The 18,201-nt window shown below is 26.8% G+C and carries 16 protein-coding genes and 5 tRNA genes; 10 read left to right on the top strand and 11 right to left on the bottom strand.

The window, feature by feature from the left end; all coding sequences use genetic code 11:
* Positions 1–2 precede the first annotated feature (2 nt).
* From ATH_RS06770 to ATH_RS10025, 5 genes are read left to right on the top strand one after another with little or no spacing between them, the layout of a single operon-like run.
* Entirely contained in the window at positions 3–1,811 is a 1,809-nt protein-coding gene (locus ATH_RS06770) for a site-specific DNA-methyltransferase (protein ID WP_066184752.1), read from the top strand.
* Positions 1,812–1,813: 2 nt separating this feature from the next.
* A complete protein-coding gene (locus ATH_RS06765) occupies positions 1,814–2,848 on the top strand; it encodes a virulence RhuM family protein (RefSeq protein ID WP_066184751.1) in 1,035 nt (344 codons plus the stop codon).
* On the top strand, positions 2,848–5,772 hold the full coding sequence (locus tag ATH_RS06760; RefSeq protein ID WP_066184750.1) for a restriction endonuclease: 2,925 nt from the start codon (positions 2,848–2,850) through the stop codon (positions 5,770–5,772). The genes ATH_RS06765 and ATH_RS06760 overlap by 1 nt, the downstream gene beginning before the upstream one ends.
* Positions 5,773–5,795: 23 nt before the next feature.
* Positions 5,796–6,734, top strand: a complete 939-nt coding sequence (locus tag ATH_RS06755; protein ID WP_066174514.1) for a restriction endonuclease — start codon at positions 5,796–5,798, stop codon at positions 6,732–6,734.
* 9 nt (positions 6,735–6,743) lie between these two features.
* Positions 6,744–6,866, top strand: coding sequence for a hypothetical protein (locus tag ATH_RS10025; RefSeq protein ID WP_265733137.1), 123 nt, complete (start codon positions 6,744–6,746; stop codon positions 6,864–6,866).
* A 98-nt stretch (positions 6,867–6,964) separates the two neighbouring features.
* On the opposite strand, the gene ATH_RS06750 is transcribed toward ATH_RS10025, so the two are convergent.
* Positions 6,965–7,216, bottom strand: a complete 252-nt coding sequence (locus tag ATH_RS06750; protein ID WP_066184749.1) for a helix-turn-helix domain-containing protein — start codon at positions 7,214–7,216, stop codon at positions 6,965–6,967.
* Between the two features lie 104 nt (positions 7,217–7,320).
* On the opposite strand from ATH_RS06750, the gene ATH_RS06745 reads away from it, so the two are divergent.
* From ATH_RS06745 to ATH_RS06735, 3 genes are read left to right on the top strand one after another with little or no spacing between them, the layout of a single operon-like run.
* Positions 7,321–8,184: a hypothetical protein gene (locus ATH_RS06745; RefSeq protein ID WP_066184748.1), complete on the top strand. Its 864-nt coding sequence runs from the start codon at positions 7,321–7,323 to the stop codon at positions 8,182–8,184.
* An 8-nt stretch (positions 8,185–8,192) separates the two neighbouring features.
* Positions 8,193–8,606, top strand: coding sequence for a hypothetical protein (locus ATH_RS06740; protein ID WP_066174203.1), 414 nt, complete (start codon positions 8,193–8,195; stop codon positions 8,604–8,606).
* 12 nt (positions 8,607–8,618) lie between these two features.
* A complete protein-coding gene (locus tag ATH_RS06735; RefSeq protein WP_066179756.1) occupies positions 8,619–9,077 on the top strand; it encodes a hypothetical protein in 459 nt (152 codons plus the stop codon).
* Between the two features lie 63 nt (positions 9,078–9,140).
* On the opposite strand, the gene ATH_RS06730 is transcribed toward ATH_RS06735, so the two are convergent.
* The 8 genes from ATH_RS06730 to ATH_RS06695 all read right to left on the bottom strand — a co-directional run bounded on the left by ATH_RS06730 (position 9,141) and on the right by ATH_RS06695 (position 14,823).
* The gene (locus ATH_RS06730; protein ID WP_066179766.1) at positions 9,141–10,283 is read right to left on the bottom strand and encodes a Fic family protein; all 1,143 of its coding nucleotides are present in this window, start codon (positions 10,281–10,283) and stop codon (positions 9,141–9,143) included.
* Positions 10,284–10,366: 83 nt separating this feature from the next.
* Entirely contained in the window at positions 10,367–11,665 is a 1,299-nt protein-coding gene (locus ATH_RS06725; RefSeq protein ID WP_066184747.1) for a tyrosine-type recombinase/integrase, read from the bottom strand.
* Positions 11,666–11,950: 285 nt separating this feature from the next.
* A tRNA-Gln gene (locus ATH_RS06720) sits at positions 11,951–12,025 on the bottom strand.
* A 16-nt stretch (positions 12,026–12,041) separates the two neighbouring features.
* Positions 12,042–12,118: transfer RNA gene (locus ATH_RS06715), tRNA-Thr, on the bottom strand.
* 12 nt (positions 12,119–12,130) lie between these two features.
* A tRNA-Met gene (locus tag ATH_RS06710) sits at positions 12,131–12,207 on the bottom strand.
* 7 nt (positions 12,208–12,214) lie between these two features.
* Positions 12,215–12,291, bottom strand: a tRNA-Met gene (locus ATH_RS06705).
* A 26-nt stretch (positions 12,292–12,317) separates the two neighbouring features.
* Positions 12,318–12,394: transfer RNA gene (locus ATH_RS06700), tRNA-Gly, on the bottom strand.
* Positions 12,395–12,471: 77 nt separating this feature from the next.
* Complete coding sequence (locus ATH_RS06695; RefSeq protein ID WP_066184714.1) at positions 12,472–14,823, bottom strand: ATP-binding protein; 2,352 nt, start codon at positions 14,821–14,823, stop codon at positions 12,472–12,474.
* A 97-nt stretch (positions 14,824–14,920) separates the two neighbouring features.
* Here ATH_RS06695 and ATH_RS06690 point away from each other — a divergent pair, with 97 nt between their 5' ends.
* Together ATH_RS06690 and ATH_RS06685 are read left to right on the top strand one after the other, a co-directional pair.
* Positions 14,921–15,295 carry a hypothetical protein gene (locus ATH_RS06690; protein ID WP_066184713.1) on the top strand — a complete coding sequence of 125 codons (375 nt, stop codon included), beginning with the start codon at positions 14,921–14,923 and terminating at the stop codon, positions 15,293–15,295.
* A gap of 94 nt (positions 15,296–15,389) precedes the next feature.
* On the top strand, positions 15,390–16,115 hold the full coding sequence (locus ATH_RS06685; protein ID WP_066184712.1) for a ferredoxin-thioredoxin reductase catalytic domain-containing protein: 726 nt from the start codon (positions 15,390–15,392) through the stop codon (positions 16,113–16,115).
* A gap of 17 nt (positions 16,116–16,132) precedes the next feature.
* Here ATH_RS06685 and ATH_RS06680 read toward each other — a convergent pair whose 3' ends face one another.
* Together ATH_RS06680 and ruvB are read right to left on the bottom strand one after the other, a co-directional pair.
* Positions 16,133–17,161, bottom strand: coding sequence for an AI-2E family transporter (locus ATH_RS06680; protein ID WP_083190969.1), 1,029 nt, complete (start codon positions 17,159–17,161; stop codon positions 16,133–16,135).
* On the bottom strand, positions 17,158–18,198 hold the full coding sequence (gene ruvB / locus ATH_RS06675; RefSeq protein WP_066184710.1) for a Holliday junction branch migration DNA helicase RuvB: 1,041 nt from the start codon (positions 18,196–18,198) through the stop codon (positions 17,158–17,160). The genes ATH_RS06680 and ruvB overlap by 4 nt, the downstream gene beginning before the upstream one ends.
* Positions 18,199–18,201: the final 3 nt, after the last annotated feature.

Genomic DNA, 18,201 nt, shown 5'->3' with positions numbered 1-18,201 from the left:
AAATGAAAAAAAACGTGATAGAAGAACAAAGTATAAATGATGTTAATTATGAATTATTAAAAAAGCAGTTTCCACATGCTGTAAGCATAGATGAGAATGGTAAGTATGTAATAGACCCTCAAAAACTACAGATGAGTTTAGATCCTTCAAAAGCTGAGATAAAAGAAGATGGTTATGGGCTTAATTGGGTTGGGAAAAAAGAGGCTTATCATAATGCATTTACAAAAAACTACAAAGTATTGAAGCCTTTGAAAAATGAAAGTAAGAATTGGGATAAGACAGAAAATATTCTTATAAAAGGTGATAATCTTGATGCTCTAAAAATACTTCGACAAAACTACTTTGAATCTATAAAGATGATATATATCGACCCACCTTATAACACTAAAAATGATGGTTTTGTTTATAATGACAATTTCACAACTTCAACTGAACAAACACTTGAAGAGCTTGGGTATGATAAAGAGTACATAGACTATATAGAAAATATTCAAGGTGCTAAAACACATAGTGGTTGGCTTAGTTTTATGTACCCTAGACTCCTTTTAGCAAAAGATTTGCTCAAAGATGATGGAGTGATATTTATCTCTATTGATGATAATGAAGCGGCACAGTTAAAACTTTTATGTGATGAAATTTTTTGCGAAGAGAACTTTTTATCTCAATTTTTATGGAAGAAGAAAGGAACAACTTCTAATGTAGAAGGTGCAGAAGTTAGTTCACAAGTTGATTATCAATTATGTTATAAAAAAAGTCAAAATGCTAAAATAAAACAACGAAAGACAGAAAAAGAAACTCGTCAATATCCATATAGTGATGAAATTGGAAGTTATCGTACAACCGTGATTGAAAAAAAAGATTCTGGTGGATATAAAAGAGACACTATGAAGTTTGAAATTTTAGGACATAAACCTAGAAATGGTAAAAGATGGCAAATTGGTATAGAGACTGCAAAAGAGTTAGAAGCAAAAAATAGATTTATTTATGATGGTGAAAAAATTATTTTAAAGATATACGATTTTGAAGATAAGGATACTTATTCAGCACAACCAAATTTACTTGATTTTTGTGGTTCTTCTGATTCTGCTTCAAAATTAGTAAATCAAGAAATTTTTGGGAATACAGAATTATTTGATACGCCAAAACCTCTTGAATTATTAAATTATTTTATAAATATAACGACTGATGAAAACGATATAATCCTAGACTTCTTCTCAGGTAGCGGAACAACTGCACACGCAATTATGGATTTAAATGCACAAGACAATTGTAATCGTAAGTTTATTTGTATTCAGTGGGCTGAAAAAACACCTGAAAAAAGTGAAGCAAAAAAAGCTGGGTATGAAACAATATTTGATATTACAAAAGCAAGAATAGATAAAGCAGGAGAGCAGTTAGTAAAAGGTGATATAGGTTTTAGAACTTTTGAAATAGTGGAAGACCAAAAACAGAAAATTTACCAAAAATCACTGGAAGATGTTAGTCAAGATGATTTATTAGCTATGATGGAGAAACCTGATATTTCATCAAATGAAGAGATACTTTATAATCTATTTGTAGCAGAAGCTTTACCTCTTAGTACAAAACATCAAGAGCTTATAAAAGATAAACTTTATTTAGCGTCAAATGTAGCTTTTATTCTTGGTGATATAACTTCTGATGAATTGGTTGAAGCTTTAAAAGATAAAAAAGAGTGTGAATATATCACTGTATATTCTCCAAATATTAGTAATGATAAGTTTACCTTAGAGATTGAAAGTAATATATCAAAACTTGATATCAAGAGTGATAAGCTAAGATTTAGAGGATAGATATGGAAGAAAATCTAAATATTATTATCTATTCAAGTGAAGATGGAAAAACAAAACTTGATGTAAAACTTGAAAATGAGACTTTGTGGTTAAACCAAAAGCAACTCTGCTTACTTTTTGGAAAATCTAAATCAACTATAAGTAAACATATTAAAACTATTTTTGAAGATGAAGAACTAGATGAAAAAGTGGTTGTTCGGAATTACCGAACAACCACTCAGCATGGTGCGATAGAGGGAAAAACTCAATCAACTGATGTGAAATACTATAATCTGGATATGATAATTGCTCTTGGATTTAAAGTACGAAGTAGAACAGGTGTACAATTTAGAAAATGGGCAAATAATATACTAAAAGAGTATGTTATAAAAGGTTTTGTAATGGATGATGAAAGGCTTAAAAATCCTCCTGTAGCAAACTCTTTGGTTCCTGATTATTTTGAAGAGATGATAGAGCGAATTAGAGATATAAGGGCTAGTGAGAGAAGAGTATACTTGCGAGTGAAAGAGATATTTGCACTTGCTAGTGATTATGATCCTTCATGGAGTGAAACAACACGATTTTTTCAGCATATTCAAAATAAACTTCATTTTGCTATAACGAAATTAACAGCAGCAGAAATTATCTCTCAAAGAGCAAATGCTAGTTTACCAAATATGGGTATTACAACTCTTTCTACAGATAGTATAAAAAGCACAGATGTAACAGTGGCTAAAAATTATCTAAGCGAAAAAGAGATTGAAGAACTTAATCGTATAGTTGTAATGTGGTTGGATTATGCAGAAGATCAAGCTAAAAGAAAACAACAAGTGTTTTTAAATGATTGGGAAAATAAATTAGATGCATTTTTAAAGTTTAATGAAAGAGATGTTTTACAAAATTTTGGACAAGTTTCAAAAAAAGAAGCAGATAAAAAAGCTAAAGATGAATATAAAATATTTTCTGCACAAAGAAGAGCTCAAAAAGAAGAACAAGGATTTATAGAAAATATAAAAGCCTTAGAGAATATTGCAAAAATGGTAAAAGAGAAAAAATAATGCTAAAAATAAAATTTGACAGACTTGATTATCAAGAACTTGCAGTAAATAGTATCAGTGATGTATTCAAAAATATAGCATTTAAACCAAATGATAATAAGAAAAGTAATCCATCCTTTGATTTACAAGCTTCAAAAAGTACATTAGTAAATAATATTACAAAGGTTAGAGAATTAAATAAAGTAAATATTGGTGATACTTCTATTAAAGATGAGCTTGTTATAGATACTTTAATGGAAACAGGTACTGGAAAAACTTTTACATTTTTAGAATCAATATATAGGCTGAATAGAGATTATGGACTTTGTAAGTTCATAATCTTAGTGCCTTCAAATCCAATTCGACAAGGTACTATTAAAAATATAAATATTACAAAAGAGTTTTTTACAAAAGAGTACGGTAAACAAATATCAGTTTATAACTATAGTGAAAAAACTGTTTTAAATTATATAAATGCAAGTAGTCAAAATATCTCTGTTTTGGTATCGACTTATCAATCATTTAACAAAGCAACAAATAGTATTAATAAAAACAAAATAGAACAAACTCTTATTGGTCGTTCTCGAAGTTATATGCAAGCAATAGGACATTTAAGACCTGTAATAATTATAGATGAACCACATAGATTTGAGGGAAAACAAACAGCAAAATATCTAAAAGAGTTTAATGCTCTTTTTACATTAAGATTTGGTGCTACTTTTAAAGGTGATGAATATAAAAATCTTATATATACTCTTGATAGTGTAGATGCATTTAGTCGTGGACTTGTAAAGGCTATAACAGTTGATACTGTTGGAAATGAAAATGTAGATAATCATACTATAGGTCTTAAAGAAGTAAAAGGGACTAATCAAAAAGATTATGTAGCGAAAATAGAATATAAAGATATTAATTTTAAACCAAAACCTACTGAATTAAAGCATGGTGAGAACTTAGGAGAAAAAGTAGGGATAGAGTATTTAAATAGTTATATAGTTGAGAAAATTACTAAAAATGAAGTGATATTTACAAATGGTATTTCAATACTTTTGGGAGAGAGTGAGAGCTATGGTGTGCTTCTTGATGAAATGCAAAAAGTTATTGTTGATACTGCTATAAAAAATCATTTTGAAAGAGAAGAAGAATTATTTAAACTGAATATAAAATCACTTTGTCTGTTTTTTATAGATAGAGTTGATAAGTATTTGACAGATGAAGGAATTAATGGAAAGTTAGCACTGCTTTTTGAAACTTTATATTTAAAAAATTTAGAACAAATTTTAAAAAAAGATAATTTAGATGAAGATTATAAAAAATATCTTTTGAAAACAAAAGATTCTGTAAAAGAAGTACACAGTGGATATTTTGCAAAGTCTAAAAAAGAGGGAGATGAAGCAGAAGCCATTGAGCTAATTTTAAATAAAAAAGAAGAATTATTAAGTTTTGATAGTGATCTTAGATTTATATTTTCTCAATGGGCTTTACAAGAAGGATGGGATAATCCAAATGTAATGACACTTTGTAAATTAGCTCCTAGTAATTCTGAAATATCTAAATTGCAACAAATAGGTCGTGGATTGAGATTAGCAGTCAATCAAGAAGGAAAAAGAATAACTAGAGATGATAGCCATTTTGAGTTTGTCAATGAGCTTTTTGTAGTTGTTCCATCAACGGAAAGTGATTTTGTAAGCTCAATACAAAAAGAGATAAGCCAAAATAGTGTAAGACAAGTTTCAAAACTTTTTAACGAAGATGTCATGACACAAAATCATATCGCTTCCACTCCTAGGGCTGCTGTGAAACTACTTGATGAACTTGAAGAGAAGGGGTTTATCACTATTGATGAAGATGATATGAGCGAAATTTCTATTTCAAAAGAGGAGTATAGCTTAAGATCAAAAGAGCTAGAGTTATTAGAGGTAAAGGGATGTGATAGTAAAAAGTTAAAAGAGTATTTTGACAGTTTCTTTAAAACATCCAATAGAATCAAAGCCAAAGATAGAAGTGGTAAAAAAGATAAAGGTAAAATTAAAATTCATCAAGAAAACTTTAAAAAGTTTAAAGCTCTTTGGGATAATCTCAACTATGATGCCGTTGTAAAATATGATATTGATAGTGATACTTTAATCAAATCAGCGATAGTGAAAATAGATGCAAACTTTGAGATAAACGGACAAGATATTATTATAAAAAGAGATAAAAATGTTGAAGATAAAGCAAAGCACGATAACCAAAACGATACCGTAACGGTTGAAACTCACTCTATTTTTACACTCTATGAGTTTATTAAAGCATTGGCAAACAATACCAAACTTAGTATGCAAACTATTGCTAAAGTGCTAGGTGGGATACAAAAAGAGAAGTTTGAGTTAATCCCTCAAAATGAGAATGTAGCACTTAAAAAAATAGAAGAACAACTAATAAGTGCCATATACGAAACCATCATCAATAAAATATCGTATGATTTAAAAGAGATAAGAGCAAATAATTTAGGAGAGTTTATACTAGAAGGAAGTCTAGGTGGTGAAACTTACAAAATAAAATCAAAAAATGTAAGAGAAAGGTCAATCTATGATGAAGATTTTATGGAAGTAGATAGTAAAATTGAAAAGACTACTATAGATGAATCTACCCATAAGCAAATCATTGTATTTGGGAAACTTCCTAAAGTGAATATTCCTACGGCTCATGGAAGACATTATAACCCAGATTTTGGGTATGTGATAGAAACAGATGATAAAAAAGAGTTGTATTTTGTAGTCGAAACCAAAGGGTATGATACCTTTAGTGAGATAAGCGACAAAGAAAAGCTACAGATAAAAAGTGCCGAAGCATTTTTCAAAAAATTGCGTGAAATGGGTGTAAATGTAGAGTATCAAACTAAGTTAAATAGTCCTGGTTTGTCTCAAATTATAAGTGATATATTAAAGAATAATGATTTATAACAAAAACACTAAGGATATATTTTATGCCAATACCTACACATGATGAACTAAGATTACCAGCTCTTAAACTTTTGAAAGAAAAAGGTTTATTGAAATTAAAAGAGTTTGAAATTCCACTTTCAAAAAATTTTAATCTTACAGAAGAAGAATTAAATCAAATGTATGAATCTGGAAATGCTAAGATGTTCTATGACCGAATATCTTGGGCATTAAGCTATTTAAATATGAGTGGTTTAGTTAGTAAACCTAAAAGGGCATATTATGAGATTACAGAAGATGGTAATAAAATTTTGAATAATCCTGATAAAATAAATGAATATATAGCTGAACAAATTAGAATAAGGAATCAAGACAAAAATAATTTACCAAATCAAAATTTACAAACTGAAAATTTAAATATTTCTATTAGTGATATGACACCCTCAGAAACTATAGAATTATCTTTTGAAAAGATAAAAAATAAAATTTATAATGACATATTAGATACTATAATTAGTAAAACACCTAGAGAATTTGAAAAACTTGTAGTAACACTTTTACAAAAGATGGGTTATGGTGGTGAGATACAAAATTCTGGTGAAGTTACACAATATACAAACGATAATGGAATAGATGGAATTATAAAAGAAGATGTTTTAGGCTTTGGAAGAATATATATTCAAGCAAAAAGATATCAAAGAGATAATAAAATTGGAAGAGAAGATTTAAACAAATTTGTAGGAGCGTTAGCTGTTGCACAATCGAATAAAGGTGTATTTATTACTACGTCAAGTTTCAATAAAAATGCTATTGAATATGTAAATAAATTAAATAATAGTACAACATTAGTTCTTATTGATGGAGAACAGTTAGCAAAATATATTTATGATTATTCTTTAGGTATGCAAACAGAACAAATAATAGAGATTAAAAAATTAGATAGTGATTTTTGGGATGTTATGGAAGATGATAATTCTATATAATAATATAAGATGATTATTTTAAATAATTCTTTTAGAGTTTTAATATTAAATATAGCAAAACTAAAAGAACAAAATAGATTAATAAGAGTTGGAAGTCTTAAATCTGGTCGTTGGGAAATAAATCATCTGTAAATTTAAATTTATTTTTAAAGTTACTTGAAAATTAATATACAATATCCAATTTTAGTAAGAATATTCAATAATTAATTATATAGAAGATTTTAATAATTTCATTTTCTAAAAAACTCACAAACATCAACTTCTAATACATAAGCTATTTTTAGCAAGTGTTCTATATTAAATCTATTATTTTTATGGTTTATCTCTGCACAAGATATTATACTTACAGATTTATGACCAATTCTATGGGATAAATCAAGTTGGCTTAATCCTTTTTCCTTTCTTATTCTTTTTACATTTTCTCCAATAATCTTATGATAGTTGTTTATATAAGTATCATCTATTTCATCAATATGTTTCAATTTTAATCTCCTAAGACTTGTAGTAGCAAGTTTTAAGTTTATTAAGATAGAATTTTTCTTACAACTTGTCATAACAAGAGAAAATAAAAATAGAGAGGATTAACATGAAAAAATTACTTTTAGTATTAGTTTTTATAGCATTTTCAAGTGCAAATGAATTACCAATGCCAAAATTTGAGAGTCTTGCAGAAGAAGCTGCATATGTAAAAAAACAAAAAGAAGAACAAGAAAGGAAAAAACAATTAAATATGTTAACAGAAGAGCAATATTACTTGGCAATTGATGAATACTTCTCATTGGTAATAAGATTTTTTGATAAATATGCATTAAAAAAATCTGATTCATTAAAGACAATAGATGAAAAATATAAAAATAGAGAGAAACTATATGAAGAATTACAAGAAGATGGTAAAATAATTAAAGATATGCGAGAAAAACTTATTCTTGATTCAAAATATTATTCTTATACAACAACTAGTATATATAAGAAAAAAGAAAAAGAATTTAGTTCAAAATATATTAGTAAAGAATATATTGATTATTTGTCAGAATTTGGTTCTTTTTCATTTGAAAATAATATAATATATTCTTTACCAAGATATGAACTATATATTAAAGCTTGTTATTCTAGTTATGAATCTAGACAATCAGAATTAATCAAACAAAAAGAAAAAATTGAAAAGCAAAAGAGAGAAGAAGAAAAAGAAAAAAAAGATAGAGCAAAAGTTAAAAAGTCTTGTGATAAATGGTTAGCAAATGCTAAAAAAGAAGTAAATAAATTAGGAATAGGGGATAATGTTGTAAAAATGAAAGATGGAAAGGCTACAGTTGTTTTTACAATTAAATCTGTAGAAAAAAATAAGTTTTTACTGTATAATTCGTTTTATGGACAATTTTATGATGATAAATCAAATTATATTCCAAGATATGCAATAGATTCAGCTCCAAGTGCATATTGTTATAACTAGGATTAGATATGATTAATAGATTAATAACATCATTGATTCTTACATCAATTATTATTTCTATACCAATATATATGATATTGTCTGTACCAAAATATCCTATTATTAATAGCTCTATATCGAAAGAACAAATATCAAATAATATAAATAAAATTATAAAAGAGAATTCTAAAAAATTCTCTTTTGAAAATATGGATAATAAAAAGCAATTAATTAAATATGAAGAAAGTCTTTATTTATTAGCTAAAAATTTAGATAATTGTAAAACAAAAGAATGTTTAATAGAAGAGTATAATAACTTCATGGATGATTGGGTAGCAGATAGCTTAAAAGTAGAAATAAGATATTATGCTATGTCAATTGAATATGGGGTTGTAGGAAACTTATTGAGTCAAAGTTTTCCTTGGCTATACCAATATTTATAATAAAGGATTAATATGAAGAAAGTTATTGTAATTATTATAGTTATTATTGTTATTTTATTTTCTATTCGAAGTGTATATAAAAAAATGACAGTTTTTGATGGGACTGAAGAGTCATTTAATTTCATAATATTAATGTTACCAATAGATAAGCAGATAGAATTTATAAATGATTTTGAGTTACTTGCTAATTTTGTAGATGGAGAACACAAATTAATTGGATTAAAAAGAGAAGATATTTCAAAAGAAGCTTTTAGGGTAAAAGTATGGGTAGTAGAGCAGAACATTATATTTCTTAAAAGTTATATAGAAGAATTAAAAGAATCTAATATAAAAAGTACATATCTTAATATTAATAATATAGGAAGAATAAATAGACCAATAAAAGGTTTTGTATATCAAAAGAGATACACTATAGAAGATTTACAGCAAATATTAAATGAACAAGTAAAGACATTAGATACATATAAATAAGCTTAATGTTTAGAAGTATTCAGGAGTATTGGGAGTGTTCAAAAACTTGAACACTCCCCATCCCTATAAATTAATCTCATACCTAACATTTCTACCAGCAGTACCAAATATTTGTTTTATACATCCAAATTCTACAAGAGCAGTTATGTCCCTAACAGCAGTAGCTTTACTGATTTTTGTTAAAGATATATATTTTTTTGTATTTAATCCACCTTCAAAATTATCATTTCCAACATCTAGTATTTTATTTAAAACTTTTATTTGTCTTTCATTTAGAGCTTTATTTCTATGTTTATCCCAAAATTTTGTTTTTTGTATAAGATATTCAATGTCTTTTAGGGCTTCTTTCATAGCATTGTTTAATATGTTTAAATGCCAAATAAGCCAAGGAGTAAGATCAAACTCTTTATTTAGAAATAAGTTAGTAGTTTTATCTAAAATATTATAATAAGCTTTTCTATCTTTATTAATTGCAGTTGAAATAGAGTATAACTTAAATTGTGTATTTGAACTATTTTTAGATAAAACATAATCCGTAATAGCTCTAGCAATTCTTCCATTTCCATCATCATAAGGATGTATAATTACAAACCAAATATGAACTATCGCTGCTTTTATATAGATATTTTCAGAACTTTCATTACAATATTTTAAAAAGTTTTTAATATCTTCTTTAATATTTTCTACAGGAATTGCTTTATAATGAACTTTCTCATGTCCAATTGCTCCTGAGATTACTTCCATATCACTATGACTTCTAAATTTTGCAATATCAATTTTATTTAGTTTGCTATATTGTGTATGTTCAAAAAGACAGTTATGCCAACCATGTAGCCTATCTATAATTAAATCACTTTTATTTAAATTTGAATCTATTAAGATTTCAACTAAATTATCAGTTGCAACTGTTGAATACTTATCATTTCTTGCATCAAAATCTTTATCTAGTTTTTTTCTAAAAGAAGAATGAACACTTTCTCTTTTTAGAATCTCACCCTCTATTAAAGAAGTATTAATAGCTTCGTTAGTTAATGTTTCAATTTCCATTTTAACGATATCATCACTACTAAATAGTTTTGAAATACCATCAAGTATTCCTCTATTGTATTCAATTTTAGTAAGTAAATCAGTTAATTGTGATTTGTTATATTTAAAATTTGGATAATCTTTATGTTGCCATATCCATTTTATAATGTTCTCTTTCATATTTTACCTTTGAGCCTAATAATTATTATAATAGTATCATAAAATGAGCCGATTATAAAAATTAATCGTATCATATTAATAGATTATTGAATTTTGATAGGTTCTAATATATTCATAGCTTTTTTAATCTGTTCATCTGTTGCATTTGGATAAAGTTTTTTTATAGTTAAATAATGGTCATCTTCGACTTCTACATCAATTATTTCTTCATTTAGCAAAAGATTTGTTGCACTAGTAAACTTATCAAGTGCTTTTTGAGCATGGTCTTTATTTTTATCTACATATCTTTTCTCAGTAGTTGCGATATTTGAGTGTGCAAGTAGGGCAGATACATCATATATATTTGCTCCATTGTCAAGTGCTGTTTGTGCTACTAAACTTCTTAAATCATGTAAGTTTAAATCAAATATATTAAGTTCAGCCATACATCTTTTGAAATTTACCCAAACCCATTCTCTTTTTATAGAAAACACATACCCAGATTTTTTTACTTCACCTCTTGATTTGATTGCTTCTACTAAAGAAGGAATTAATTTAAATTCTATATCTTTTCTTGTTTTTACACTCTCTTTAGGTATTAAATATGTATTGTTCTCCCAATTTATATTCTCATATTTTAAAGCCAAAATTTCTGATATTCTTCTTCCTGTTAATGAAAAATGAAAAATTGCTCTAATTTCTGGATGCTCATAAGTTAATAGTTTATTTATTATAGCTTTTGTCTCTTCTGCTGATTTCTTATATTTTCTTTCATTATCAACTTTTGGTTCGATTAGTTTTTTCCAATTTAAAATTACATCGTAATATTCTAATAAAGGTTTTATAGTAGGCTTTATCCTAGAAATAGTTGCAGGGGATTTATTTTTACTTAAAGCATGATTTATAATATTTTGTATATCTTTAATTGTAATATCTTTAATTTGCATTTTATGCAAAGGCTTTAAATATGTATCAAAAGTATTTTTATATGTTTCGTAAGTAGAAGTTTTTATTTTATCTGTAGCTAATTGTGTATCATAGTAAGATAACCAACAATCAAAGAAATTACCTTGAGTTTGTTTTATATCTGAAATGATTATTTTTTCAACTCTTAAAGTACCTTTTTCTTTAAGAGTATTTATCATTTCATTTTTCTTACCTTGAAGAGATTGGACAGCTTTAACAATTGAAGTACCTGCTGGAATAGAGAATGTCTTTTTACCTCTTTTTCTTCTATTCTTATAAACAGCTTCAACTTCAATTTGTATTTTATAAGCTCTTCCAGATGGAGATCTGCTATTTCCATCTTTATCAAATTTAATTTCATCTTCATTTGCTAATAGATACATTCCAGAAGCTGTACCATTTGATAGTTTTATTTTAAAAGCTTTATAAACACCCATTTTTAGACCTTTAGAGTACAATCCACACTTTTTGTACTTTTTTATAAAAAAAGTGTGGATTTATATCGTTAATTAAAATTAATTATATCTATTTATGAAAATAAAGTAAATAGTAATGCCGTATAATAGGGCTTTTAAAGTAGTTATAGTTAATTGTAGTTTTATTGATAACAAAAGATGAGTTTTTATCAATAGTTTCTTCTTCTTTTAATAAATAAGTATAAATTAGAGGAGTTCAAACTTCGCTAATTAATATATAAAGTTATTTAATAAGATTTAAAAAATTGGATGGGGTAGAAGGATTCGAACCTTCGAGTGACGGTACCAAAAACCGTTGCCTTACCGCTTGGCGATACCCCAAAAGGTTATAAATAAGTGGAGCTGGTGAAGGGAGTTGAACCCCCGACCTGCTGATTACAAATCAGCTGCTCTAGCCAACTGAGCTACACCAGCACCTAAAAAAAGTGGTGTCAAGAGAGGGACTCGAACCCTCGACCTCCGGCTTATGAGACCAGCGCTCTAACCAGCTGAGCTACCTTGACATAAAATTGGTTGCGGAAATAGGATTTGAACCTATGACCTTCGGGTTATGAGCCCGACGAGCTACCTAGCTGCTCTATTCCGCGATAATAAAGAACTTCACTTGAAAAAGTGGAGCGGGAGACGAGACTCGAACTCGCGACAGTCTGCTTGGAAGGCAGAAGCTCTAGCCAACTGAGCTACTCCCGCATTTTTGATAAATACTTATCAAAAAGGAGTGGAATTATAAGCAATTGAAGGTTAAATGTAGCTTAAGTAGGTTTTTATTATTGTTCAATCCATAAAATATTAATATTTGTATTAAAAATATCAGATCTTTTTGGTTTTATAATATATTCTTCAATTGGGAATTTATCTAAATTATTATTTTCATTTATCAATTCTATTTTCTCTTTCAATATGTTCTGTAAATATATTTGTTGATCTTTTAAAATATTAATCTCATTTTGTACATTATTTAAATCATTTTTATCTTTTAAAATTTTTGTTGAGTTTCTTGATCCACTATTTATTTTACTTGAACTGAGTTTTTTATTTCCAAAAAAAGCTCCTAAAACTGAACTTGCAATAGAAATAATAGTATTTGTAGAACTTGAAATAAGTTCTTGTTTCTCTTTTTGTAGTTTTAAATCAAGTTTTGATAGATTTTTTTCTAATAATGAGTTCTCTTTTTCAAATTTTATTTTTAAATCTTCTATTTTAGAATCAATATTTTCATTTAATCTGTCTTGAACTCTTAATTTGAAATCTTCTAAGCTCTCATTTTGTTTTGAAAATAATTTTAAGGAATCATTTTTATATAGAGTTAAATTTATATTTCTATATAAAAAATCAGTAAAACTTCTCTCTATATTTTTTAAGTCTTTTTGATTTAAGATAAAGCTTGGAACTTCATAAAAAAAGCTATTTGATTTCTCTTTTGTTTCAAAAATATTTATATTTATCTCTTCTAGTTCTTCAAAGTTTATTTCTGTATCTTTTTCATTTAAATATATTTTATAACTTAACTCTTTTTGTAAATCTATATTTCTTGAACTATTTATAAAATGAATTTTTGAAGATAAAAGTAAATAAGCTTGCATATAATAAGCATTATTTTGAGATTTATATTCAAAAAATTCTTTTAAATCATTTGTAAAAATTGGTTTTGATTTTCCTTTTGTTATATCAATCAAATTAATTTCATCTGTAAAAGATTCTTTTTTTTGATTTAAATCACTTTTTTTATCTTTCATTAAAAATGAAATAGCATTCTTAGACAGAGGTCCTTTTAAATAAGATAAAGCCCATCTTGTTTCAAATATTTTTAGTGATTTTTCATTTATATTTTTTAAAATAAAATTTCGTTTTGCTAAATTCTGAATTGCTTTTTCTAAAGAAGATTTATCAAATAATTCATCACTTGCAGTACTCATTCCATCTAAAACCTTACTTATATCTTGTTTAGTTTGTAGTTTTCCAATAAACCAAGTTCCTATATTACTTAAACCTTTATAATCAATATCAACTGGATTTTGTGTTGATAAAATAATTCCAACTCCAAAACCTCTTGCTTGTTTTAGAAGAGTAAGCATTGGTTGTTTTGAGGGTGGATTCGCTTGAGGAGGAAAGTATCCAAAAATTTCATCCATATAAAGTAGAGCTTTTAAAGAGCTTGTTCCTTCTTGTCTTCTCATCCAAGTTAATATTTGATTTAATAAAATTGTTACGAAAAACATTCTCTCTTTGTCATTTAAGTGTGCAATTGAAAATATATTTACTTTTGATTTATTATTCTCTTTTAACAAGAGTTTTGAAATATCTAGAGATTCTCCTTCTATCCAAGAGCTAAATGAAGGACTAGCAATTATTTTATTTAGATTAAGGGCAAATTTCAATCTATCATTTTTTGAAAAGAATGTTTCTAAATCAAATACTCCAATTTTTGAAAATGGTGGAGCAACGATTAAATTTATTAGTTCTTCAAGAGTTAAATCTTTTTGATCTTTAAAGTAATTTTGAAATATTGAACTAAGTAAAATAGACTCTTTTGATGTTTCATCACTACTATTTTCAACTAAAGATAAAATAGAATGAACAGTAGAATTTATAATTGATATAAATAGTTCATTATCTTCTAATATCTCTTTTGATGGAGCTTTAAATGAAGATAAAATTGATATTTGAACTCCTGCATTACTTCCAGGAGTAAAGATTGTGAAATCAGAAGAATCTTTTAATTTCTGAATTCTATTCAATTCTTGGAAATCTTTTGTTATACCTTTTTTATAAGTTTCAGATAAAATTTTTGCATACTCTTCTTTGGAAAGATTATTATTTGAAAACTCATTTTCATCTAACCATGGCTCAAAATCTTTTGCATCTAAATTTGGAAAATTTAAAAGTAAATTTGTCATATCACCTTTGGGATCTATAATAATTGATGGAATTTCATCTATGGAAGCTTCTTCTAAAAGAGTGATTCCCAGTCCTGTTTTACCACTTCCTGTCATTCCTAATATTATTGCATGAGTCAATAAATCTTTATTTTGATAAACAAGTGGTATAAATTCATCATTTACTTTCTCTTTACCAATAAAAAATAGTTTAAAATTTTCATAATCAAAAGTGCTATTCATAATATTTCCTAGTAAAAATAATTAATTATTATAACAAAATATATGTATATTTATAAAAATATAGTATAATAAGACAAAATTAAGAAAAGGAGCATTTATGGAACTAGGATTAAGAGCAAATATCGATCAGTTTAAAGATAACAATACGGTGCAAATGCAACAGATAAAAGAGAGTAACTTATCAGCAAAAGCAGATGAGAAAAAAGAATTACAAGAGATTCAGAAACAAGAAAACAAGCAAGTTGATGAAAAAAATAAGCTAAATGAAGTAAAAAATGAACAAACAAAAGAGAGTACTTTTGAAGTAGTTATTTCAAATACAAACTTTGGATTCAATTTAAATTCAAGAGACTTTTTTGTAAAAGTTGCAAGAGGAAATGTTGAGAATCAATATCCAACTGAAGAAATGATGAAAACAAAAGCAAGGCTATTGGCTTTTAATAAAGAATCAATTCAATCAATAGAAAATTAAAACTTAAATGATTTGGCTTAAGCTTTGTTTTAAGCCAAATCTTCTTTTAAATCAAATATAATCATAACTTATCTTAATATTATATAGGTTAATTATGATTAGAAAAATTGATACAAATTCAGAAGAGTTCAAAGAAGAACTAGAACTTACAAAAAAATTTACAAATAGTGTTTTAGAGAAATATAATTTAGTATTTAATCCAGATGAAGATTTAAATAGATCAATTCAGATGGGACTTACTAGAAACAAACTTATTTATGGTAAAACATATTGTCCCTGTTTTATGCTTGTTGAAAATGAAGAAGAAAATAGACTTTGTCCCTGTAAACCAGCTTTAGAAAATGAGATTCCAAAAAATGGTATGTGCCATTGTGGTATTTTTTGTACAAAAGCAAAAAGTGAAGAGATCTCCTATTTAAAAAAAGAGGAAGAAGAAAATATTGATATAGATACTCTTTCAAAGCAAGAATGTGAAAATATACTTTTACAAGATGAAGTTAATTCAAATGAATTAGAAGCACTTTTAAAAGCAAGAAAACAAAAAATCATAGAGTTTTTGTTGGTTGATACAAGAGAATGGATGGAGTGGTTTGAAGCCAGAATAGAAGGAACAGATTATTTAGTTCCTACAACTAGTTTTTATAATGCTTTAGAACAAATCACAGATAAAAAAGATGAAACTATAATTTTATATTGTTATAGTGGAAGTAGAAGTGCTTATTGTCAAAGAATAATGCTAAAAATGGGATTTTCTAAAGTATTAAACTTTGATCATGGAATTATGTCTTATCTTGGAGATAATGTAATAAGTGGAGAGTAAAACTCTTTCACTTATAATTAAATACTAGAGTATTTTTTTAATAGATGCATAATAGAAATAAATAAACTAAGCATAGCTGGACCTATTATCATACCCCAAAAACCAAATGAACCAAGCCCTGCAACAATTGCAAAAAATATTAAAAGAGAGTTTATTTTAGTCTCTGCTTGAATAAGCCTATTATTTATATAACTTATAATCATAGGTTTTATAAAAGTATCTGCTACTATTGATATTATAACTATTGTATAAACTGCAATTAAAATTGCATTAAATAGTGTTCCTATACTAGCTTCATAAATTGATATTGGAAGCCACATTAAAATACCACCAACAACAGGAATTAAAGAAGCAAAACCATAAAGAACACCAAGTAATAATCCATTATAACCCATAAAAGACAAGAATATCCCAAATAAAAAACCTTGAAAAATTGCATTTATTAAAATAGAGTAGAAAACTACACTCATAACACTTGAAGATTCTTTAAATAGAATATTTGCATCATTACTATCTATTGGAGCAATATCTTTTAAAAATTGTGCAATTTGCTTTGAAAATAGGGTAAAAAAGAAATAAAATATTAAAATAAAAATCATATCCACCATAAATTTAGCAGAGTTTTTACCTAAATATGCAGAAAAAGATACTAATTGCTGAACACTTTTTCCTATATCAATCTCTTTTACAATTTGTTGTAAAAAATCATCAAGAAATTTTAATTCACTTATATATTGTAAAGATGACTCTTTTATAATTGTCAAATTTTTTATTAAAAGGTTTTGATCAATTTGATTAAAAAAACCAGCAAATGAAAAAATACAATACAAAATAGGTAAAAAAAACAGTGAAGTCATAGCTAAAGTAAAGATTGAAGAACTTAGAGCTTGATTATTTATTTTGTTATTTAGTTTTATAAAAAGAGAATTTGTAGCAATTGTAAGTAAAGTAGCCACAAAGATAGCTTTTAGAAAAGGATTAAAAAGTTCTATTAAAAAATAAAAAAGAATTAAGGCAAGAAGGATTAAAAAGTATATAGGTTTCAAAATAGATTTCCTTGATTATAATTATCATCTTTATCACTATTTAGAACAGGTGGTGTTAATCTAAACATTTCATAAGTTTTTACACTAGCAACTCTTCCTCTAGCAGTTCTTTCTATAAAACCATTTGCTAATAAATATGGCTCAATTGCATCTTCAATTGTTCCTTCATCTTCACTAAGTGCTGCAGCTATAGTAGAAAGACCCATTGGTTTTCCACGATTTGAAATTAATAGTTCAAGAAGATTTATATCCATCTCATCAAAGCCATTTTCATTTATTCCTAGTTCATCAAGAGCATATTTACAGGTTTTAAGAGATATTTTTGTTTCACCAGCAACTTGAGAAAAATCTCTAACTCTCCTTAAAAGTCTTAAAGCAACTCTTGGAGTTCCACGACTTCTTTTTGACATCTCTAATGCAGAATTATCTTCACAAGAAACACCAAGTTTAATTGAAGCTTTTTGAATGATTTTTGCTAACTCTTCATCTGTATAAAATTGCATTCTAAAATGCATACCAAATCTTTCTCTAAGTGGATTTGAAAGCATTCCAGCTCTTGTTGTTGCTCCAATTAAAGTAAATCTTGGAAGATCTATTTTTACAGTTTGTGCAGCTGGACCTGAACCAATTATAATATCAAGTCTATAATCTTCCATTGCTGGATATAAAATCTCTTCAACAGCTGAAGATAATCTATGAATCTCATCAATAAAAAGTATATCTCCCTCTTCCAGATTAGTTAAAATTGCTGCTAAATCACCACTTTTTTCAATCATAGGACCAGCTGTTACTTTTATATTTGAGTTCATTTCATTTGAAATAAGATAAGAAAGTGTTGTTTTCCCAAGTCCTGGAGGTCCATAAAAAAGTATATGATCTAAAGCTTCAGCTCTTTTTTTTGAAGCATCAATAAAAACTCTAAGATTTTTTTTTATTTTTTCTTGACCAATATAATCATCCCAAGATGATGGTCTAAGGCTTTGTTCATTTGAATCTTCTTCGAAAGATATTTGTTCAACTTCAACTAATCTTTGCATATA

This window comes from Aliarcobacter thereius LMG 24486 (genome assembly GCF_004214815.1).
Taxonomy (GTDB): domain Bacteria; phylum Campylobacterota; class Campylobacteria; order Campylobacterales; family Arcobacteraceae; genus Aliarcobacter; species Aliarcobacter thereius.
This window is presented reverse-complemented; position numbering and strand designations above follow the sequence as displayed.